Raw genomic sequence first — 21,214 nt, forward strand, 5'->3', positions numbered from 1 at the left:
GCGGGAACTCCTCTCAGCGGTTGCGGTGGCCCTGGGCGATGGCCCGGCCCATGGCGGCGGCGATCTGGCTCTGGCTGCGGCGGAAGCCGGCCACGTCGGGGGTCGAGACGTGGATCGTCACCTGCACCGGCGCCCGCGCGGCGCCCCCGGCCGCCACCCCGAGCCGGCCGTCGGCGCCGCGCCTCAGCGGCAGGATCGCCTCCGGCCCGGCCTCGCCCATCAGCCCGGTGCGGCCGCCGCGCATCGGAAAGGCGGTGGGCGCCGAGACGATGCCGCCCGAGGCGAAGGGCATGACCCGGCCCTGCGCGAAGCCGGCGCCGGAAGCGAAGGGCGCGACCTGCCCGAACAGCGCCCCCACGCCTTGCGTCAGCAGCCCGCCGACATGGTCCGAGACCGGCTTCACCGCGCCGCGCCAGGCGGCGTCGATCATGCTCTGCGCCACCGTGCGCAGCGCGTCCGAGAGCTTCATGCCGTCGAGCACCACGCCGTCGATGGCGCGTCCGACGCCGCGGCTCAGCGTCGCCTCGAAGCGGCGGGCGCCGCCGCTCGTGGTCTCGAACCCGGCGGTAATCCGGCCAAGCTCGGCATTGCAGGCGGCGGCCATCCCCGCCGCCCCGGCCAGCGCCGTCTCCAGCGCGTCGATGCTGTCCTCCAGCCGCTCGATGTCGTCGCTCATCGCCCGCCCTCCTCGGTCGCGTCATCGGGATAGGCCGCCATCAGGGCCTCGAGCCCGGCGCGGTCCATCGGCTGCGGCCCGCCCTGCGGCCCGATCAGCAGCGCCAGCTCCGCCGGGGTCAGCGCCCAGAACGCCTCGGGCGGCAGACCGAGGCGGCCGATCCCCGCCCGCATCAGCACCGGCCAGTCGACGCGCATCGCCTCAGCCCTCCGGCAACGCGAAGGCGCGCGCCAGGAGCTCGGCCGCCGCCCGCGCCGCCGCCATCGGCCCGCCGGCGATCTCGGCCGCGGCCGGGTCCGGCAGCGCCGCGCCGCCGCCGCCGCGCAGCCCCGCCGCCAGCACCGCGATCACGTCGCGCGACGAGAAGCCGCCGCGCTCGAAGCGCTCCGCCAGGGCCACCAGCGAGCCCGCGCCCAGCGCCTGCTCGAGTTCGGCCAGCGCGCCCAAGGTCAGCCGCATGAGGCGCGGCTCGCCGTCGATCACCAGCCGCACCTCGCCGCGCCAGGGACCTCGACATTGCGCGGCGTGGTGGTCACGCTGACCTGCGGCCGGTCGCCCAGCCGGAGCGCGAATTGCAGCATGTCCCAGGTGTCCTGGCCGCGCCGCCACTTGGCCAGCTCGTCGGCCCAGGCGGCGTCGAATTGCGGTCCGCGCAGGCCCTCGGGCTCGTGCGCCGAGAACGCCATCGCCTCGGCGCCGTTGGGCCAGACCAGGCATTTGCGGGTGGCGCTCCAGTCCGGCCGCCGGTCGGGCGGCGAACAGGCCAAGAGCCCGCTGTCGCCGAACACCATGACCTCGCGCACCTGGTCGAGGGTCTCGCCGACCAGCGCCACGCGGCGGCAGCGCCCGGGATCGCGCGGCCGCGCGCCCTCGACCACGGCGCGCACCCATTCCGCCCCCGCCCGGGTCTTGCCGGCGCCGCGCCCGCCGAGGATCAGCCAGGCCCGCCAATCGCCCGGCGGCGGCAGCTGGTGCGGATGCGCCCAGGTCTCGAAGAGATGCGGCAGCGCCAGCGTCTCGCCGGGGCCGAGCCCGGCAAGGAACGCCTCACTCCTTGCAGCAGGCGCGGAGGCGAGCCAGGCGGCAGGCGATTTCGGCCCGTGCCCGTTCGAGGTCGAGTCCGTAGCCATGGGCAATCCCCGCGCGTTCCCGGTTGATCTTGGCCAGTTCCTGTTCGGTCTCGCGCGCCGCCTTGAGCCAGTAGCGCACGTCGCCCAGCAGCCGCCCGGCTTCGGTGGGCGAGCCCAGCTCGCCCGCCTCGACGCGGTCCTGCAGGGCGTGCAGTTCGGTGCGGATGCTCTTCAGCATGCGCGCGATGGCCGCGCGGTCCGCCTCCAGCTCGGCGAGCCGGTCCTCAAGCGTGATCAGACTCATCTCTGCCCCCAGGCTGCCCCGCCGGCCGCCCGCCAAGGCGGCGGCGCTCCCGGCAAGGAGCATCGCCCCGGGGCGGTTAAGACGTGCCCCGCCGGGCGTCCGCCGGGCGATTAACCGCCGCGGCCGAGGGTCAGGACGTCGGGGGGGCAGGACGTCAGGGGGTCAGGACGTCAGGACCTCAGGGGGTCAGCGGCCAGAAGAACGGGATCAGGAGCGCCGAGAGCACACCGATCGACAGGTTGAGCGGGATGCCGACCTTCAGGAAGTCGCTGAACTGGTAGCCGCCGGGGCCGTAGATTAGGGTGTTGGTCTGGTAGCCGATGGGCGTGGCGAAGCTGCACGAGGCCGCCACCATCACCGCGACCACCAGGGGCCGCGCATCGATGCCGAGCGCCTCGGCCAGCGAAATCGCGATCGGCGTGATGACCACGGCAACGGCGTTGTTCGACACCATCTCGGTCAGGACCGAGGTCAGCACGAACACCGCCCAGATCACGAAGACGCCGTTCAGCTCCGCCACCCAGGGCGCCACCGCGCCGACGATCAGCTCCACCGCGCCGGAACTCTCGAGCGCCGCGCCGATCGCCAGCATGGCGAAGATCAGCGCCAGGAGCTGGCCCTCGACGAAGGAGAAGGCCTCGTCGGAATCGACGCAGCGGGTCAGCAGCACCACCGCCACCGCGATGATCGCGAGCGCCAGGATCGGCGCCGCGCCGAGTGCCGAGAGCACCACGATGCCCAGCAGCGCCAGCAGCGCGATCGGCGCGTGGCCGCGCCGGAAGGCCCGTGCCGAGGGATGCGAGACGTCGACCAGCGCCATTTCCTCGGCCAGCCGCTTGATGTCGGCGGGTGCGCCCTCGAGCAGCAGCGTATCGCCGACCCGGACCACGAGGTCGTCGAGCTGGCGGCCTATGTTCTGGTTCCGCCGGTGCACCGCCAGCGGGTAGACGCCGTAGCGCCGCCGCAGCCGCAGCGCGCCGAGGCTGCGCCCGACCATCTTGCAGCCCGGGGTGATCAGCACCTCGACGGTGGTGGTCTCCACCGTGGAGACCTGATCGACGCGGCGCAGCGACTTGTTGCGCTGCAGGCTCAGAAGCTCGGTCATCTGGGTGCGCAGCACCACGCGGTCGCCGACCTGCAGCGTCACGCCCTCGAGGGCGCGGCGCAGCGACTGGTCGCCGCGCACCACGTCGATCAGACGCACGCCCTCGCGCTTGAACAGCTGCACCCCGAGCACCTCGCGGCCGATCAGGTTCGAATCGGGCGGGATCACCGCCTCGGTGAAGAACTTCATGCGGCTGCGGTCCGACAGCATCCCGGCCATGCTGGCGCGGTCGGGCAGCAGCCAGGGCCCGACGAAGCGCAGATAGGCCATGCCCCAGATCACCAGAACCAGCGCCAGCGGCGTCACCTCGAAGATGCCGAACGGGGCCAGCCCCTGGCTGCGCGCGACCCCGTCCACCAGCAGGTTGGTCGAGGTGCCGATCAGCGTCGTGGTGCCGCCGAGGATGGCGGCGTAGCTCAGCGGGATCAGCAGCTTCGACGGCGCCACCTTCAGCACCCCGGCGAGCTGCACGAAGACCGGCAGCATCACCACCACCACCGGCGTGTTGTTCATGAAGGCCGAGGCCACCACCACCAGCGCCACGATCCCCACCATGGCGGTGCGCGGCCGCTTGCTGGCGCCGCTCTGGGCGTAGCGCGTCACCGCGTCGAGCGCCCCGGTGCGCACCAATGCCCCCATCACCAGGAACATCGCCGCGATGGTCCAGGGCGCCGGGTTGGCCAGCACCTCGAGCGCCGCGTCATAGGGCAGCACGCCCAGCGCCAGCAGCACCGCGACGCCCGACAGCGCCACCACCTCGGTCGGGTAGAGCTCGCTCACGAAGAGCGCGAACATCACCGCGATCACCGCAAGCGTCCAATAGGCGTCCGCATGCGGCGCGAAGTTCAATAATTCAAACAATTGCCCGTTACCCTGCCTCGCAGCCGGCGCCATACTGGCGCGCGGGCGGCGGCGGCACAAGCGCGGAGCCGTCGCGCCCGCCTGTCGGTCGCGGTCGCTGCGGGCTATAGCCCGGCAGGCTGCAGCCGCCCGCCCTGCCGCACCATCTGCACCGACACGGCCCGCCCGGTGCGGTCGTCGCTCTCGACCAGCACGCCCGACAGCGTCGCCTCGCCGAGCGCCGGCTGGAAGCGCGCCTTGGGCATGCCGGTGATGAAGCGGCGCAGCGGCTCGGTCTTTTCCATGCCGATCACCGAATCGTAGTCGCCGCACATCCCGGCATCGGTCAGGTATCCGGTGCCGCCGGGCAGGATCTGCGCATCGGCGGTGGGGATGTGGGTATGGGTGCCCACGACCAAGCTGGCGCGGCCGTCGCAGTAATGGCCCATGGCCATCTTCTCGCTGGTGGCCTCGCAATGCATGTCGACGAGGATGGCCTGCGCCTGCCCGCCCAGCGGATGCGCCTTCAGCACCGGCTCCACCGCCGAGAACGGGTCGTCGAAGGGCCGCTTCATGAAGACCTGGCCCAGCACCTGGAGCACCAGAATCTTGCGGCCGCGGGCATCGGTGAAGACCCGGTGGCCACGGCCCGGCGCGCCCTTGGCGAAGTTCAGCGGCCGGATGATCCGCGGCTCGCTCTCGACGAAGGACAGCATGTCCTTCTGGTCGAAGGCATGGTCGCCCAGCGTCAGGCAGTCGGCCCCGGCCTCCAGCAGGAAGCGGGCATGATCGGCGGTCAGCCCCATGCCGTTCGAGGCGTTCTCGCCGTTGACCACGGCGAAATCGACCTTCCATTCGGATTTCAGGCGCGGCAAATGCGCCGCCACGGCCTCGCGCCCGGCGCGTCCCATGACGTCGCCCAGAAATAGCGTTCTCATGGCCGCAAGCCGTAGCCAGACCGGCGCCGAAAGCAAAGGGCAAATGCAGGGCCGCGGCGTCGCGGCGACCGCCCCGGCGCGGCCTGCCCCGCCCTTGCCTTTTCCCCGCCGCGGCACCAAAACTTCGGCATGTCCCAGCGTTCCGACAATCCCGCCGATCCCTTCAAGAAGGCCCTCGCCGAGGCCACCAAGGTGATGGCGCATGACCGCGACCTCACGGTGTCCTATTCGGTCGACCCGGCGGGCGTCTCGGGCGATGCGATGCGGCTGCCCCAGGTCAGCCGCCGGCTCACCCCCGAGGAGGTGCTGCTGGCCCGCGGCACCGCCGACGCGCTGGCGCTGCACCGCCGCTACCACGATGCCGGCACCCATGCCCGCTACGCCCCGCAGGGCGACATGGCGCGCGAGATCTACGAGGCGATGGAAACCGCCCGCTGCGAGGCGATGGGCGCCCGCGACATGCCCGGCACCGCCGGCAATATCGACGCCAAGATCGGCCACGACGCCGCCCGCAAGGGCTATGCCGAGGTGCGCGACGCCGCCGACGTGCCGCTCTCGACCGCCGCGGGCTACTACGTGCGCCATCTCGCCACCGGGCGCGACCTGCCGGAGGGCGCGCAGCGGGTCATGGATCTGTGGCGCGGGCATCTCGACACCCAGGCCGGGGGCAATCTCGGCGGCATCAACGCGGCGCTGTCCGACCAGACCGAGTTCGCCCGCCTCGCCCGCCGGGTGATCACCGATCTCGGCTACGGCGACCAGCTCGGTGACGATCCCGACGACAGCGACGACGAGGCCCAGGACCAGGCCGAGGACGGCGCCGAGGAGGAGCAGGAGCCCGACTCGACCGGCGACGACGACCAGGGCGAGGAGGAGCCCGACGCCAATCCCGATCAGAGCCAGGAGGACAGCCAGGACGCCAGCCAGGCCCAGGTCTCGGCCGACGACATGGCCGACCAGGAGATGGGCGAGGAGACCGAGCTGCCCGAGGGCGAGGCGCCGATGGAGCCGCCGCCGCCGCCCTCGGCCTCCGAGGCCGACCCGTCCTACCGGGTCTTCGACACCGCCCATGACGAGGAGATCCGCGCCGAGGAGCTGGCCGAGCCGGCCGAGCTCGAACGCCTGCGCGCCTATCTCGACCAGCAGCTCGAGCCGCTCAAGGGCGCCGTGTCGCGGCTCGCCAACAAGCTGCAGCGCCGGCTCCAGGCGCAGCAGAACCGGTCCTGGGAGTTCGACCGCGAGGAGGGCATCCTCGATGCCGGCCGGCTGGCCCGGGTGGTGGCCAACCCGACGACGCCGCTCAGCTTCAAGGTCGAGAAGGACATGGAGTTCCGCGACACCGTGGTGACGCTGCTCTTGGACAATTCCGGCTCGATGCGCGGACGGCCGATCTCGATCGCGGCGATCTGCGCCGACGTGCTGGCGCGCACGCTGGAGCGCTGCAACGTCAAGGTCGAGATCCTGGGCTTCACCACGCGGGCCTGGAAGGGCGGCCAGGCGCGCGAGAAATGGCTCAACGAGGGCCGCGAGCAGCAGCCCGGCCGGCTCAACGACCTGCGCCACATCGTCTACAAGAACGCCGACGCGCCGTGGCGCCGGGCGCGACCCAATCTCGGGCTGATGATGAAGGAAGGCCTGCTGAAGGAGAACATCGACGGCGAGGCTCTGGAATGGGCGCATCGCCGGCTGGCCGGCCGGCCCGAGGCGCGCAAGATCCTCATGGTGATCTCGGACGGCGCCCCGGTGGACGATTCGACCCTGTCGGTGAACCCGGCCAACTTCCTCGAGAAGCATCTGCGCGACGTCATCGCCATGGTCGAGCGCAAGAAGCAGGTCGAGCTCTTGGCCATCGGCATCGGCCACGACGTGACGCGCTATTACGACCGTGCGGTGACGATCACCGATGTCGAGCAGCTGGCCGGGGCGATGACCGAACAGCTGGCCTCGCTGTTCGACAGCGACCCGCGCGCCCGGGCCCGTGTCATGGGCATGAGAAAGGCGTCGTGACCGGGGGGCGGTCCGCCTGCCGCGGACCCCCCCCCCCCCCCCCCCCCCCCCCGCCGCCGGGGGGCGCTGCCCCCCGGACCCCCCGGGATATTTACACTCAGAAGAACAGGCGGGAGACGGCGGTGACAGGCAAGGCGGCCGAGTTCCAGACATTCGAGGAAAGTGCCCGGCCGGAGCAGGGACCGCCGCGGCTGGCGGCGCTGCGGGCCGAGATGGCGCGGGCCGGGCTCGACGGCTTCCTGGTGCCGCGCGCCGACGTCCATCAGGGCGAATACGTGGCGCCGCGCGATGCCCGGCTGGCCTGGCTCACCGGCTTCACCGGCTCGGCCGGGCATTGCGTGGTGCTGGCCGAGCGCGCCGCGGTCTTCGCCGACGGCCGCTACCGGGTGCAGGTGCGCCAGCAGGTGGCCGACGTCTTCGAGAAGGTCGACTGGCCCGAGACCACGCTGGCCGACTGGATCGCCGGCGCCCTGCCCGAGGGCGGCACGCTGGGCTTCGATCCCTGGCTGGTGACCCTGGCGCAGCTGCGCCAGCTCGAGGAGCGGCTGCCGGGCCGCCGGCTGAGCCGCAGCGAGAACCTCGTGGACCGGTGCTGGGACGACCAGCCGGCGCCGCCCGCCGGCGCGGTCAGCGCCCAGCCCGAAGCCCTCGCCGGCCGCGGCCGCGACGACAAGATCGCGGCGCTCGCCGGCGATCTGGGCCAGGCCGGGACGGCGGTGATCACCCAGCCCGACTCGATCGCCTGGCTGCTCAACATCCGCGGCAGCGACATCCCGCGCAACCCGGTGCCGCACGGCTTCGCGCTGCTGCACGCCGATGCCACGGTCACCCTGTTCATCGATGCGGGCAAGCTGGACGGGCTCGCCGGCGGGCTCGGCGACCGCGTGACCTGCCGGGCGCCGGAGGCGTTCGGCGCGGCGCTGGGGCAGCTGTCGGGCAGCGTCCGCATCGATCCGGCGACCTGCCCGGTGGCGGTCGTCGACATCCTGCAGGGCGCCGGCTGCGACCTCGTCGAGGCCGACGATCCCTGCCTGCTGCCCAAGGCCTGCAAGACCGAGACCGAGATCGCCGGGGCCCGCGCCGCGCATCAGCGCGACGCCGCCGCCATGGTGCGCTTCCTGGCCTGGCTCGACGCCCAGGAGCCGGGCACGCTGAGCGAGATCGACGTGGTGCGCCGGCTGGAGGCGGAGCGTCGCGCCACCGGCGCACTTCTCGACATCAGCTTCGAGACCATCGCCGGGGCCGGCCCGCACGGCGCCATCGTGCATTACCGCGTCACCGAGGCCAGCGATGCCCGCGTCGAGGCCGGCCAGCTCCTGCTGGTCGATTCCGGCGGCCAGTACCGCGACGGCACCACCGACATCACCCGCACGATCGCCGTGGGCCCGCCCGGGGAGGAGGAGCGCGCCAATTACACCCGGGTGCTGCGCGGCATGATCGCGGTCAGCCGGCTGCGCTGGCCGGCCGGGCTCAGCGGCGCCGATCTCGAGGCGGTGGCCCGGGTGCCGCTCTGGGAGGCCGGGCTGGACTACGCCCACGGCACCGGCCACGGCGTCGGCAGCTACCTGTCGGTGCATGAGGGCCCGCAGCGGCTGGCCCGGACCGGGCGGGTGGCGCTGCGCCCCGGCATGATCCTGTCGAACGAGCCGGGCTTCTACCGCGAGGGCGCCTACGGCATCCGCATCGAGAACCTCGTCGCGGTGCAGCCGGCGCCGGACCTGCCGGGCGCGACGGTGGCGGAGATGCTGACCTTCGAGACCCTGACCTACGTGCCGCTCGACCGGCGGCTGATCGTGCCGGAGATGCTCACCGCGGCCGAGCGCGACTGGATCGACGCCTATCACGCCACCTGCCGGGCACGGCTGGCGCCGGTGGTCGAGGGCGATGCGGCGCTGTGGCTGGACGCCGCCACGGCGCCTTTGTGACCTATCTCCGTGACCCGACCGGGCCACGATTTCGCAGATACGAGGGAGAGACGCGAATGAGCGACGATATCAGGATCCGTCCGGCCGAAGGCACCTGGGTGGTGCGCGCCGGCGGCGCGGTGCTGGGCGAATCGACCCGGGCGCTGGAACTCAGCGAGGCCGGCCACCCGGACGTCATCTACTTCCCGCGGTCCGACATCGCCATGGCGCTGCTCGACCGCAGCGACAAGACCACCGAATGCCCGAAGAAGGGCACCGCGGCCTATTACTCGATCATGTCGAAGAGCCGGACCTATATCAACGCCGCCTGGACCTACGAGGAGCCGCGCGAGGGCGTGGCGCGGATCAAGGACCACCTCGCCTTCGAGGTGCAGGACGGGGTGACGGTGGAGCAGCTCTGAGGCCCCCGCCTCAGCTGTGCTCCTCCTCCGCGGTGGCCGCGAGCGCGCGGTTGTAGGCCTTCAGCGCATCGACCTGGAAGAGCGCCCCCTGCAGCTCCAGCGCGCCGCCCTCGGCGGCCCGCTGCACCACCGGCAGGAAGGCCACGCCGGTCTCCTCGAAGCGGGGCATGGCCTGTTCCAGCGTCGCCGTCATGTTGATCGAGATCCCCCTCTCGATCATCTCGAGGCAGATCTCGCTGTCGGCGGCGCCCAGATCGGTGGGCTTGCGCATCAGCCCCGCCACCCGGAACATCGACAGCAGGTAGGCCTGCGGGCCGGCGGCGAGATGCACGTTGCGCCGCTCGATCTGGGTCAGGAAGAACGACCGGTCGACCAGCCGCGAGGCCAGCGCCGTCGACATCGATACCGAGACCATCACCGCCAGCCCGGTCTGCCAGTCGCCCGTGAGCTCGAAGACGATCAGCGTGGTCGAGATCGGCGCCCCCAGCACCGCCGCCGCCACCGCGCCCATCCCGGCCAGCGCGTAGAGCGTGTGCGAGCCCGACTGGTTCGGGAACACCCCGGTGGCGATCAGCCCGAAGGCCAGCCCGGCCAGCGCCCCGATCATCAGCGAGGGCGAGAAGATTCCGCCGCCCATGCGCCCGGCCAGGGTGATCGTCACCGCCACCACCTTGAGCGCCGCGAAGACCATGGCGTCGTGCAGCCCGAGCGCCCCGGTCAGCGCCAGCGAGGTGGTCTCGTAGCCCACTCCGATGATGTGCGGGTACCAGATCGCCAGCGCCCCCAGCATCACCCCGGCCAGCGCCGGGCGCAGGAAATGCGGCAGGCCGAGCCGGGCCTGCAGCCCGCTGGCCAGGTCGTCGGACCAGAAGACCGAGCGCATCAGCACCACCGCCAGCCCGCCGCAGATCATGCCGAGCAGGAAGAAGGCCGGCAGTTCGAGGTAGAACTCCACCGTCGTGGTGCCCGGCAGGCGGAACTCGGTGACGTCGCCGAAGGCCAGCCGGTTGATCACCGTGCCGGCGGCCGAGGCCACCACGATGGGCGCGAAGGCGTGTAGCGCGAAGTGCCGCAGGATCACCTCGAGCGCGAAGAGCGCGCCGGCGATCGGCGCGTTGAAGCTGGCCGAGACCGCCGCCGCCACGGCGCAGCCCAGCAGGTCGCGCCCGGTGATGCCGTCGGCCCGGATCAGGTTCGCCACCCAGGACGAGATCATCGCGCCGATATGCACGACCGGGCCCTCGCGCCCCGAGGAGCCGCCGGTGGACAGCGTGATCCAGGAGCAGATCGCCGAGGAGATGCCGGCCTTGCGCTCCACCCGCCCGTCATTGAGCGCCGCGCCCTCAATCACGTCGGCCACCGAGCGGATGCGCCCGTCGGGGGTGAAGGCATGTACGATGAGGCCGACCACGACGCCGCCCAACGTCGGAATGGCGATCACCCAGTACCACGGCAGGGTGGCGGCGAAGCTGTGCAGGAGGTTGACGTCGTCGGTGCCGTAGACGCTGCGCTGCAGCCATTCGATGGCGAGCCGGAAGATCACCGCCATGACGCCGGCGGCGATGCCGACCAGAAGCGCGATGAACCAGAACTGCACCTGTCCCGGGCCGCGATGCCGGAGCAGGTCCCAGCCGGCGCGCATCCGCTCCCGCGCGTCGGTGACCTGCCGGGTCAGATGTTGCGCTGCGTTCATCGCTCTCCGTCCGCCGCGGCCGGCCGCCGCCTGATCCGGGCTTAGGCCATGCCCGGCCCGAGGCCAAGCCGGACCGGGCCGCGCCGCCTGCCGCCGCGTCCCCCGGGCCACGCCGGCCGCGGCGCTCCGCCGGCGGCCCCTGCGCCCCCTACCCCGCGAGCAGCGCGCGCGCCGCCGCCCGGGCCTCGTCGGTCACCGTGTCGCCGGCCAGCATGCGCGCGATCTCGCCCTCGCGCGCCGCCGGATCGAGCGCCACCACCGTCGAGGTCGTGACCTCGCCGGTGACCCGCTTCTCGACCCGCCAGTGATGCGCGCCGAGCGCCGCGACCTGCGGCGAATGGGTGACGACGAGCACCTGCCCGCCCTCGGCGAGCTGCGCCAGGCGCCGCCCCACCGCGTCGGCGGTGGCGCCGCCGACGCCGCGATCGATCTCGTCGAAGATCATCGTCACCCCGGCATCGGTGCCCGACAGGCAGACCTTGAGCGCCAGCAGGAAGCGCGACAGCTCGCCGCCCGAGGCGATGCGGTTCAGCGGCCCGGCCGGGGCGCCGGGATTGGTGGCCACGCTGAAGGACACCGCATCGGCGCCCTCGGGGCCCGGCGGGCCGGGCTCGATCACCGTGGCGAAGACCGCGCGCTCCATCTTCAGCGGCGCCAGCTCGGTGGTCACCGCGCGGTCGAGCCGCCCGGCCGCCGCGCGCCGCCCCGCGCTCAGCGCCTCGGCGGCCGCGGCATAGGCCGTCTCGGCGGCGTCGCGCTCGGCCCGGGCGGCGGCGATCTCCTCCTCGCCGCGGTCGAGCGCGGCGAGCCGCCGGCCGAGATCGGCGGCGAGGTCGGCGAGGTCGTCGGGCGCCACCTGGTGCTTGCGCGCCAGCCCGCGGATGGCGAAGAGCCGCGCCTCGGTCTCCTCCAGCGCGCGGGCGTCGAAGACCAGCCCGTCGAGGCAGGCCTCGACCCCGGACACGGCCTCGCCGAGCTCGTTCATCGCCCGGTCGAGCGCCGCCAAGGGATCGTCGAGCGCGCCCTCGGCGCGGTCCGACACCGCTTCGAGCCAGCGCGCGGCATCGCCCATCGCCTGCTCGGCGCCGTCGGACAGGGCGGCATGGGCGCGCGCGATGTCCTCGCGGATGCGCTCGGCGGCCTGCATGCGCCGCCGCTCGGTGTCGAGCCGCTCCTCCTCGCCGGCCTCCGGCGCCAGGGCGTCCAGCTCCTGGACCGAGAAGCGCAGGAACTCCTCCTCGGCGCGGGCCGCGGCGAGCGCGGTCTCGAGCTCGCCCAGCGCGCGCTCGGCGGCCTGCCGACGGCTCCAGGCGGCGCGCACCGCGGCGCGCTCGGCCTCGTTGCCGGCGAAGGCGTCGAGCAGGGCGCGGTGGCCGCGCGGGTTCAGCAGGCCGCGGTCGTCGTGCTGGCCGTGCAGCTCGACCAGCAGGTCCGACAGCCGGCGCAACACCTCGCCCGAGGCCCGCCGGTCGTTGACCCAAGCGGTCTTGCGGCCCTCGCGGGTGTTGACCCGGCGCAGGATCAGCTCGTCGCCGCCGGGCAGCCCGGCCTCGTCGAGCACCGCCCGCGCCGGATGGTCGGGGGCCAGCTCGAAGACCGCCGTGACCTCGCCTTGCTCGGCCCCCTGGCGCACCAGCTCGGCGCGGCCGCGCCAGCCCAGCACGAAGCCCAGAGCGTCGAGCAGGATGGACTTGCCGGCGCCGGTCTCCCCGGTCAGCACGTTGAGCCCGGGCCGGAACCCGAGGTCGAGCCGGTCGATGATCAGCAGATCGCGGATTTCTAGCGCGCGCAGCATGCCGCGATCACCTTACCGGGGCCTGCGCCCCGCCCGCGATCACAGCCATTCGCCGCGCACCGTCTGCCGGTAGATCGCCGCGAGCCAGTTGTCGCCGCGCGCTTCGGGCTTCAGCCCGCGCCCGGTCAACAGCCGGTAGCTGTCGCGGTACCAGTCGCTGGAGCGGTAATTGTAACCGAGGATCGCCGCGGCGCTCTGCGCTTCGTCAACGAGCCCGAGCGACAGGTAGGCCTCGACCAGCCGGTGCAGCGCTTCGGGCGTGTGGGTGGTGGTCTGGAAATCCTCCACCACCACGCGGAAGCGGTTCACCGCCGCGGCGTAATGCTGCCGCTTCAGGTAATAGCGCCCGACCTCCATCTCCTTGGCCGCCAGGTGGTCGAAGGCCAGGTCGAACTTGAGGATCGCGGAGCGCGCGTATTCGCTGTCGGGATAGCGCTCGATGACCGCGCGCAGCGCCTGCAGGGCTTGGAAGGTCAGGCCCTGGTCCCGGCCGACCTCCTCGATCTGGTCGTAATAGCTCAGCGCCAGGAGATACTGAGCATAGGCGGCGTCGTCCTCGAGCGGGTAGAAGTCGATGTAGCGTTGCGCGGCGGCGCGGCTGTTCTCGTAGTCGCGGTCCTGATGATAGGCGAAGGCCTGCATGATCAGCGCCCGCTTGGCCCATTCCGAATAGGGGTAGAGCCGCTCGATCTCGCCGAAATAGAACGCCGCGTCGTCGGGCGAGGAGCGGTCGAGCTCGAACTCGCCGCGCTCGTAGATCTGCTCCGCGGTGAACTGTTCGAGGGGGACGCCGCCCGGGCCGGTGCCCTCGCGCGTGCCGTCTCCGCACGCCGACAGGAGGAGCGCGAAAAGCCCTGCGCCGATCAGCGAAAACCGTGCCCGTCCGCCCGTCATGCCCGCTCGTCCTCAGCTCTTTCCGGGGTCTGGGCCCCGCCGTTCCAAGGCTCTAGCACAGAAAAAATCCGGTGCAAAACGCCTTTGGGCGGTTTCGCGGCGGCGCCGACGGGGTCGCCGGGCGGGCGCCGGATCACGCGACCGCCGGGACTTCCTCGGCGGTGAGCCCGGTGCCGGGCAGGCGCGCCCGGGTCACCGGGTCGCACAGCACGATACGGTAGCATTCGGGATGCGCCATCAGCTCGTGCAGCAGCAGGTTGGTCATCGAATGGCCGGCGCGGAATCCGGTATAGCGGGCCAGGAGCGGCGCCCCGGCCAGCGCCAGGTCGCCCAGCGCATCGAGCATCTTGTGGCGCACCGCCTCGTCGGCATGGCGCAGGCCGCCGGGCGACAGGACCCGGGCGCCCTCCACCACCACCGCGTTCTCCAGCGTGCCGCCAAGCGCCAGGCCCTGGGCGCGCATCGCCGCCACGTCGGAATTGCGGCAGAAGGTGCGGCTGTCGGACAGCTCGCGCACGAAGGCGCCGTTGCTCAGATCGAGGCTCTTGTCCTGGCTGCCGATCGCGGCGTCGGGAAAGTCGATGTGGAAATCCATCACCAGCCGGTCGGCCGGGCTCAGCCGCGCCCAGCCGCTTTCGGTCCGCACCTCGACCGGGGCCAGCACTTCGATGGCGCTGACCGGCGCGGCGAGCTGGCGCAGGCCGCGCGCCACGATGGCGCGCACGAAGGGCGCCGCCGAGCCGTCGAGGATCGGCACTTCCGGGCCGTCGATCTCGACCAGGGCGTTGTGCACGCCGCAGCCCGCGAGCGCCGCCATGACGTGCTCCACGGTGCTTACCGAGACGCCGGCCGCATTCACCAGCCGGGTGCAGAGCGGCGAGCGCTCCACCAGGTCCCAGCGCGCCGGGATCGTCGCGTCGCCAAGGCGGATGTCGGTGCGGCGGAAGACGATGCCGTGACCGGCCAAGGCAGGGCGGATCGTCAGGCCGGCGGGACGGCCCGAATGCAGGCCGTGACCGGCCAGGGTGATCGGCGCTCTGAGGGTGGTCTGCACGGTCTGCCTCGCAATCTTCCCCTCTGCGGCGCGCAGGGGCGCCCGGGATTGCTCAGGAGATAGACACCGGGGGGCCGCGCCTCAAATCAAAGATTGCAACCGGATGAAACATGGGGGCCTGCCGGCAACACATCTGCAAGCGCCTTGTTCCGCAACGGAAAACGCCCCCTCCGAAGAGGGGGCGTCGCCGCGGGTTCGAAAAGCTCTCGAGGCGTCAGTTGGCCTGCCGACGCAGGAAGGCGGGGATCTCGATGCGGTCCTCGTCGCGCTCGGCATCCTCGTTGACGACCGGGTCCGGGCGGTGGGTCTTGACCACCGGCTGGCGCCGCGCCGCCGCGGCCTGGCCGCCGCCGCTGGCCTCGGCATGGCCGGTCATGCGGTTGATCAGCGAGTTGATCCCGAAGCGCGGGCGCTCGGTCTCGGAGGCCGGCGCCGGGGCGCGGGCGGCCGCCTGGGGCGCCTCGCCGCGGGCCCGTCCGGCGGCGGCCTGCAGCCGTGCCAGGGCTTCCGGGCTGGGCGTGCCGGGGGCCGCGCGGGGGGCCGGCTGCGGCTCCGGCGCGTCCTCGGCCTCGATGCTGGCGGCACGCGGCTCGAACTCGGCGACCTGGGGACGGTAGGCCGGCGGCGGCAGGCCGTCATCGCCCTCGTCCTCGAAGAGCTGGTCGCGCGGCGATTGCGGCTGGCCCATGCTCTCGAAGAGCGACGGCTCCTCGTCCTCGTAGACCTCGTGCTGGCGGGCCACCGGGGCCGGCTGGGGCGCGGCGCGGCGGGCCGGGGCCTGCGCGACGGCCGGGCGGCTCTCGACCGGCGGCGGGGCGGCGTGGGCCACGTCCTCGGCCTCGACCGACTGGCGCAGCGGCTCGCGCAGCGACCGGCGCGGCACCGGGATCTCGGAGTTCACGTCGGTGGCGTCGATTCCGGTGGCGACCACCGAGACGCGCATCCGGCCTTCCATGCTCTCGTCGAGGGTCGAGCCGACGATGATGTTGGCATCGGCATCGACCTTCTCGCGGATCACGTTGGCCGCCTCGTCGAGCTCGAACAGGGTCAGGTCATGGCCGCCGGTGATGTTGATCAGCACGCCCTTGGCGCCGTTCAGGCTGATCTCGTCGAGCAGCGGGTTGGCGATAGCCTTCTCGGCGGCCTGCAGGGCGCGGTCCTCGCCCTCGGCCTCGCCGGTGCCCATCATCGCCTTGCCCATCTCGTCCATCACCGCGCGGACGTCGGCGAAGTCGAGGTTGATCAGGCCCGGACGCACCATCAGGTCGGTCACGCCCTTGACGCCCTGGTAGAGCACGTCGTCGGCCAGCGCGAAGGCCTCGGTGAAGGTGGTCTTCTCGTTGGCCAGGCGGAACAGGTTCTGGTTCGGGATGATGATCAGCGTGTCGACGACCTTCTGCAGGTTCTCGACACCGGCCTCGGCCTGCCGCATCCGCTTGCCGCCCTCGAACTGGAACGGCTTGGTCACCACGCCGACGGTCAGCACGCCAAGCTCGCGCGCGGCCTGGGCGATGATCGGGGCGGCGCCGGTGCCGGTGCCGCCGCCCATGCCGGCGGTGATGAAGCACATATGCGCCCCGGCCAGGTGATCGACGATCTGCTCGATCGATTCCTCGGCCGCGGCGGCGCCGACGGAGGCGCGGGCGCCCGCTCCCAGACCCTCGGTGACCTTGACCCCGAGCTGCACGCGGTTCTCGGCCATCGATTGCTGCAGCGCCTGGGCATCGGTGTTCGCCACGACGAAATCGACGCCGTCGAGGCGCTTCTCGATCATGTTGTTCACGGCATTGCCGCCGGCGCCGCCGACGCCGAAGACCGTGATTCGCGGCTTGAGTTCCTCGTGCCCGGGCACCGATAGGTTCAATGTCATCGCTTTGTCCGCCTGCTGCTTATCGGGCCGTTCGCGACCCCGCTTTCCGCCTGTTTAAGCCAGTATTAACGCCGGAAACAGGCTCCGTCACGAAAAATTCGCGAGAATCCCACCAAATATGGCCGGATTCGGGCGGTTTTCTCCCCGGTATCCGCGAGTCCCGTACATCTAGCGATTACCAGTTGTCCCTGAACCATTTCACCGCGCGCTGGATCGACCGCGCCGGCAGCCGCTCCACCGGAATCTCGAAGTCCCACCATTCGTCCTGCGGATGCGCGGCGAAGAGGCAAAGCCCCACGGCGCTGGCAAAGCCCGGCCCGGTGGCGGCCTGCGGCAGGCCGTGGACGCGCAGCGGACGGCCCAGACGCACCTGCTGGCCGAGGATCTTGGAGGCCAGCCCGTCGAGTCCGGGGATCTGGCTGCCGCCGCCGGTCAGCACGATCTGCTGGCTCGGCAGGTACTCGAAGCCGGCGGCATCCAGCCGTGCCCGCACCTCCTCGAGGATCTCCTCGACCCGGGGGCGCATAATACCGATCAGCTCGGCCCGGCTGACGGTGCGGCGGTCGTGGTGCCAGTCGCCGGTATCGCCGCCGATCTCGATCATCTCGCGGTCGTCCATGCCGGTGGCCACGACGCCGCCGTAGAAGGTCTTGATGCGCTCGGCCGTGGCCATCGGCACCTGCAGGCCCATGGAGATGTCGCCGGTGACGTGATCGCCGCCCATCTTCACCGCGTCGGCATAGATCATGTGCTTCTTCATGAAGATCGACACGCCGGTGGCGCCGCCGCCCAGATCGATGCAGGCCGCGCCGAGCTCCTGCTCGTCCTCGACCAGCGCCGAGATGCCGCTGGCATAGGAGGAGGAGGCGATGCCGGCGAGCTCGAGGTCGCAGCGCTTGACGCAATGCGCGAGGTTGCGCACCGCCAGCCCGTCGACGGTCAGCATGTGCATGTCGGTGGCCAATTCGTGGCCGATCTGGCCGCGCGGATCGCTGAGCCCGGAGCGGTGGTCGAGCGCGAAGTTCACCGGCTGGGCGTGCAGCACCTCGCGGTCATCGCCGAAATCCGGCACGTCGCAGGCCGACAGCACGCGCGCCACGTCCTGCTCGCTGACCGTGGTGCCCTGCAGCGTGACCTGCCCGCTCAGCCCGTAGCTGCGCGGCTCGGCGCCGGAGAAGCAGGCGATGACGTGGTCGACGCGGATCTGGGCCATCTTCTGCGCCGCCTGCACCGCGGTTCGGATCGCGCGCTCGGTCTCGCCCATGGCGCTAATCTCGCCGAAGCGCACGCCCCGCGACCGCGTCGTGGCGGCCCCGATGACCCGGAACCCGGACTGCCCGGCAAGGCTGCCGATGCCCTCGTGCTCGCCGAACTTCTCGGTGCCGTCGAAGCGCAGCACCAGGCAGGCGATCTTGGAGGTGCCGACATCGAGGATGGCGATGACACCGCGCTGCATCGCCGCCCGGCGCATGTTGCGCATGGCCCGCTGGGATTCGTAGAGTTCGATCATCTATTCTTTGTCCCCTGCCTCAATCGCCTTGATGCGCCAGAGTTCTTCCTGCGCATGCTGTGTCATTCTGAGCGTCGGCCGCTCCGCGAGGCGCAGATCGACGACCATCAGGTCGCGCGCCAGCATGTCGACGGCCTCGTGCATGGCGATGGCGCGCTCCAGCGCGCGCACCGCGCCCGTTTCGGGCAGCAGGATGCGCTGGTCGCGGTCCAGCACCACGTCCCAGCGGCGCTCGCCGCGCCGTTCGAGCCCGCGCATGCGGTCCGACAGCGGGCCCGACACGGCGTAGAGATCCAGCGCCTCGGCGACCGCGCGGTCGGCGCCGGTGCCGGCGATCACCGGCAGGTCGGGACGCTCGGCGCGGCTGGCCACCGGCCCCACCCGGACGCCCTCGCGGTCGAGCATCTCCAGCCCGTCGGCGCCGCGCCACAGCAGCGCCGGCACCCGTTCGTCGACATCGACCTGCAGCACCCCGCCCTGGCGGATGCGCAGCCGCGCCCCGCGCACCGCGTCGAGGCCGACGATGGTCTCGCGCATCTGGTCGAGATCGAGGTCGAAGGAGCTGATCGGGTAATCGATCGCCAGCACCTCGCGGATGTCCTGCCCGACCGAATCCGAGGCGCCGTGGATCGCCATCAGCTTGACCATGAATTCCGGCCGCTCCTCGACCATGGCGCGGAGATCGGCGACGGTCTGCGCGAAGGCGTCGCGGCGGCCGGCATCGGCGAACCAGGCGCCCGCCGTTCCGGCCACCAGCAGCACCGGCAGGCCGAAGCGCAGCAGGCCGCGATAGAGCGGCGTCAGCATCATGCGCTGCAGCCGGTAGCGCAGCTTCGACGGGGCCGGATCGCTGCGCGTCACCTGTGGCACGAGGCGTCCTCCACCAGCCAGCGGCACATCGCGCCGAAGCTCATGCCCACCGCCTGGCCCTGCTCGGGGGTGAGCGAGGTCGGCGTCATCCCGGGCTGGGTGTTGGTCTCGAGCAGGATCAGCCCCTCGAGCCCGCGGCGCTCGTCCCAGCGGAAATCGGTGCGGCTGATGCCGCGGCAGCCGAGCGCCCGGTGCGCGCGGAGCGCATAGTCGAGGCAGGCCTCGAAGACCGGCGCCGGGACCTCCGCCGGGACCACGTGGCGCGACCCGCCGGGGCGGTACTTGGCGTCGTAATCATACCAGCCGTCGGTCAGGATGTCGGTCACCGTCAGCGCCCGGTCGCCCATCACCGTGGTGGTGAGCTCGCGGCCCGGCGCGTAGGTCTCGACCATCACCGTCTCGGGCATCTCCGCGCCCAGCACCGGCGGGCCGTTGGCCGCCTCGTCGACCAGGTAGACCCCGACCGAGGAGCCCTCGTTGTTGGGCTTCACGACGTAGGGCGGCACCAGGACGTGCCCGGCCATGACCTCGGCCTTGGCGGCGAGGCGGCTCTCGACCACCGGCAGGCCGGCGGCGCGGAACGCCGCCTTGGAGCGCTGCTTGTCCATCGCCAGCGCCGAGGCCAGCACGCCGGAATGGGTGTAGGGCAGGCGCATCCATTCCAGCAGGCCCTGCACGCAGCCATCCTCGCCCCAGCGGCCGTGCAGGGCGTTGAAGACGACGTCGGGGGAGATCTCGGCGAGACGCGCAGCGAGGTCGGGGCCGGCATCGACCTCGACCACCTCGTATCCCTCTTCCCGCAAAGCGGCGGCACATCCGCGACCGGACGACAGCGACACCTCGCGTTCCGCCGAGGGGCCGCCCATCAATACCGCCACTTTCGGGTGTGTCCTGCTCGACATCCCCAAAGCCTCGTTGATCGGATTCTCGCGCAGCGCGCGGAACCCTTGTTTTTATGGTGCAACCTGCCTGCGGTCGCTTGTCGTGCCGGGGCGGTTGGCCCGCCCTCAGCCCGGAGTCGGTTCGCCGACCCGCATGATTTCCCAATCTAGCCGTATTCCGCTGGATTGAAAAACCTTTTTTCTGACATCCTCGCCCAGCAATTCGAGATCCGCGGCGCTGGCATTGTCGGCATTCACCAGAAAGTTGGAATGCTTTTCGCTCATCACGGCGCCGCCGCGGCGGGCGCCGCGCATGCCGGCCTCGTCGATCACCTTCCAGGCCTTGAGGTCGTGCACGTCGTCGTCGCGCCCGGTCGAGGAGAAGCCGGCCGGGTTGCGGAAGGTCGAGCCGGCGGTGCGCTCCTTGGTGGGCTGGCTGGCGTCGCGCCGGGCCAGCTGCTCCGCCATCCGCGCCTCGAGCGTCGCGGGATCGCCCGCCGGGCCCTCGAAGGTCGCCTCGACCAGCACCCAGCCCTCGGGCAGGTCGGTCTGGCGGTAGCGGAAGTTCAGGTCCGCGGCGCTCAGCGTGACCAGTTCGCCCGCCCGGGTCACCGCCCGGGCCGAGACGAAGGCGTCGGCGACATAGGTGCCGTAGCAGCCGGCATTCATCCGCACCGCGCCGCCGACCGCGCCGGGGATGGTGCGCAGGAAGGTCAGGTCGGTCCCCGCGGCGGCCGCCTTGCGCGCCACATGCGCGTCGAGCGCCGCCGCCCCCGCGGTGACCCGGCCGCCGTCGATCTCGATGCCGTTGAAGCCGCGCCCGAGCCGGATCACCACGGCGCGCAGCCCGCCGTCGCGGACGATCAGGTTGGAGCCGACGCCCATCGGGAAGACCTCGACCCCTGCGGGCAGCGCGGCCAGGAAGTCCTGCAGGTCCGCGAGGTCGGCGGGCTGGAACAGCCAGTCCGCCGGCCCCCCGACCCGGAGCCAGGTCAGGTCGCTCAGCGGCTTGTCGCGGCTCAGCCGGCCGCGCACCTCGGGCATCTCGATCATCTCAGTCATGGCGTCCCTTCTGCCTGTCCTGCCGGCCGGCCCGGCCTCCGCGATGGCCGGCCAGCGCGCCCAAAGCCGTGCCGATCAGCGCCGGCAGCAGCACCAGATAGACCAGCACCGCGCCGCCCGGCCCCTCAGCCCCGTCGCCGGTCGCCAGCGTCACGGCCAGCGCCAGAACCAGCGCCGCGCTCCAGATCATGGCGGCGCGGCGATGTCCGGCGAGGAGCGCCGCCCGACCGGCGAGGCCCGCGACCACGAGGCAGATCAGCGGCAAGAGATAAAGCATCGCGGCGCTCCCGCCACCCTCCGGACCCCGGGCAATGCCCGG

Annotated in this window: 19 protein-coding genes and 1 pseudogene; 3 read left to right on the forward strand and 17 right to left on the reverse strand. The window is 72.0% G+C overall.

All coding sequences use genetic code 11. The features are described 5' to 3' along the window. Window positions 1-13: 13 nt before the first annotated feature. From ACXYMW_RS03210 to ACXYMW_RS03240, 7 genes and pseudogenes are all read right to left on the reverse strand, one after another. On the reverse strand, window positions 14-676 hold the full coding sequence (locus ACXYMW_RS03210; RefSeq protein WP_459033848.1) for a phage tail tape measure protein: 663 nt from the start codon (window positions 674-676) through the stop codon (window positions 14-16). Beyond that, window positions 673-873 carry a rcc01693 family protein gene (locus ACXYMW_RS03215; protein WP_459033849.1) on the reverse strand — a complete coding sequence of 67 codons (201 nt, stop codon included), beginning with the start codon at window positions 871-873 and terminating at the stop codon, window positions 673-675. Before ACXYMW_RS03215 ends, ACXYMW_RS03210 begins: the two co-directional genes overlap by 4 nt. Before the next feature lie 4 nt (window positions 874-877). Continuing rightward, window positions 878-1,135, reverse strand: a complete 258-nt coding sequence (locus ACXYMW_RS03220) for a GTA-gp10 family protein (protein ID WP_459033965.1) — start codon at window positions 1,133-1,135, stop codon at window positions 878-880. A 47-nt stretch (window positions 1,136-1,182) separates the two neighbouring features. Then, window positions 1,183-1,806 (reverse strand): annotated as a pseudogene (locus ACXYMW_RS03225) (terminase large subunit domain-containing protein); the annotation flags it as partial. Next, entirely contained in the window at window positions 1,724-2,050 is a 327-nt protein-coding gene (locus ACXYMW_RS03230; RefSeq protein WP_459033850.1) for a hypothetical protein, read from the reverse strand. The pseudogene ACXYMW_RS03225 and the gene ACXYMW_RS03230, both read right to left, overlap by 83 nt. 178 nt (window positions 2,051-2,228) lie before the next feature. After that, on the reverse strand, window positions 2,229-3,950 hold the full coding sequence (locus ACXYMW_RS03235; protein WP_459033966.1) for an SLC13 family permease: 1,722 nt from the start codon (window positions 3,948-3,950) through the stop codon (window positions 2,229-2,231). Between the two features lie 170 nt (window positions 3,951-4,120). After that, window positions 4,121-4,933 (reverse strand): TIGR00282 family metallophosphoesterase, encoded by an 813-nt coding sequence (locus tag ACXYMW_RS03240; RefSeq protein WP_459033851.1) that lies wholly within the window; start codon window positions 4,931-4,933, stop codon window positions 4,121-4,123. A 129-nt stretch (window positions 4,934-5,062) separates the two neighbouring features. On the opposite strand from ACXYMW_RS03240, the gene cobT reads away from it, so the two are divergent. The 3 genes from cobT (at window position 5,063) to ACXYMW_RS03255 (ending at window position 9,266) form a co-directional block, all read left to right on the forward strand. Beyond that, a complete protein-coding gene (cobT, locus tag ACXYMW_RS03245; RefSeq protein WP_459033852.1) occupies window positions 5,063-6,940 on the forward strand; it encodes a cobaltochelatase subunit CobT in 1,878 nt (625 codons plus the stop codon). A gap of 122 nt (window positions 6,941-7,062) precedes the next feature. Then, window positions 7,063-8,865 carry an aminopeptidase P family protein gene (locus tag ACXYMW_RS03250; protein ID WP_459033853.1) on the forward strand — a complete coding sequence of 601 codons (1,803 nt, stop codon included), beginning with the start codon at window positions 7,063-7,065 and terminating at the stop codon, window positions 8,863-8,865. Window positions 8,866-8,921: 56 nt separating this feature from the next. Beyond that, window positions 8,922-9,266 carry a DUF427 domain-containing protein gene (locus ACXYMW_RS03255; RefSeq protein ID WP_459033854.1) on the forward strand — a complete coding sequence of 115 codons (345 nt, stop codon included), beginning with the start codon at window positions 8,922-8,924 and terminating at the stop codon, window positions 9,264-9,266. A gap of 10 nt (window positions 9,267-9,276) precedes the next feature. Here ACXYMW_RS03255 and ACXYMW_RS03260 read toward each other — a convergent pair whose 3' ends face one another. From ACXYMW_RS03260 to ACXYMW_RS03305, 10 genes are all read right to left on the reverse strand, one after another. Beyond that, entirely contained in the window at window positions 9,277-10,959 is a 1,683-nt protein-coding gene (locus ACXYMW_RS03260; RefSeq protein ID WP_459033855.1) for a chloride channel protein, read from the reverse strand. A 148-nt stretch (window positions 10,960-11,107) separates the two neighbouring features. Continuing rightward, window positions 11,108-12,754, reverse strand: a complete 1,647-nt coding sequence (recN, locus tag ACXYMW_RS03265) for a DNA repair protein RecN (protein ID WP_459033856.1) — start codon at window positions 12,752-12,754, stop codon at window positions 11,108-11,110. A gap of 39 nt (window positions 12,755-12,793) precedes the next feature. After that, window positions 12,794-13,648 carry an outer membrane protein assembly factor BamD gene (locus ACXYMW_RS03270; RefSeq protein ID WP_459033857.1) on the reverse strand — a complete coding sequence of 285 codons (855 nt, stop codon included), beginning with the start codon at window positions 13,646-13,648 and terminating at the stop codon, window positions 12,794-12,796. Window positions 13,649-13,781: 133 nt separating this feature from the next. Beyond that, a complete protein-coding gene (lpxC, locus tag ACXYMW_RS03275; RefSeq protein ID WP_459033858.1) occupies window positions 13,782-14,702 on the reverse strand; it encodes a UDP-3-O-acyl-N-acetylglucosamine deacetylase in 921 nt (306 codons plus the stop codon). 214 nt (window positions 14,703-14,916) lie between these two features. Further along, window positions 14,917-16,572 carry a cell division protein FtsZ gene (ftsZ, locus tag ACXYMW_RS03280; RefSeq protein ID WP_459033859.1) on the reverse strand — a complete coding sequence of 552 codons (1,656 nt, stop codon included), beginning with the start codon at window positions 16,570-16,572 and terminating at the stop codon, window positions 14,917-14,919. Between the two features lie 175 nt (window positions 16,573-16,747). After that, a complete protein-coding gene (gene ftsA, locus ACXYMW_RS03285; protein WP_459033860.1) occupies window positions 16,748-18,082 on the reverse strand; it encodes a cell division protein FtsA in 1,335 nt (444 codons plus the stop codon). Next, window positions 18,083-18,952, reverse strand: coding sequence for a cell division protein FtsQ/DivIB (locus ACXYMW_RS03290; protein WP_459033861.1), 870 nt, complete (start codon window positions 18,950-18,952; stop codon window positions 18,083-18,085). Next, window positions 18,940-19,860: a D-alanine--D-alanine ligase gene (locus ACXYMW_RS03295; protein WP_459033862.1), complete on the reverse strand. Its 921-nt coding sequence runs from the start codon at window positions 19,858-19,860 to the stop codon at window positions 18,940-18,942. The genes ACXYMW_RS03290 and ACXYMW_RS03295 overlap by 13 nt, the downstream gene beginning before the upstream one ends. 99 nt (window positions 19,861-19,959) lie before the next feature. Then, the gene (murB, locus tag ACXYMW_RS03300; protein ID WP_459033967.1) at window positions 19,960-20,886 is read right to left on the reverse strand and encodes a UDP-N-acetylmuramate dehydrogenase; all 927 of its coding nucleotides are present in this window, start codon (window positions 20,884-20,886) and stop codon (window positions 19,960-19,962) included. Window position 20,887: 1 nt separating this feature from the next. Continuing rightward, entirely contained in the window at window positions 20,888-21,172 is a 285-nt protein-coding gene (locus tag ACXYMW_RS03305; RefSeq protein WP_459033863.1) for a hypothetical protein, read from the reverse strand. Window positions 21,173-21,214 lie beyond the last annotated feature (42 nt).

The organism is Roseivivax sp. CAU 1761 (assembly GCF_054482755.1).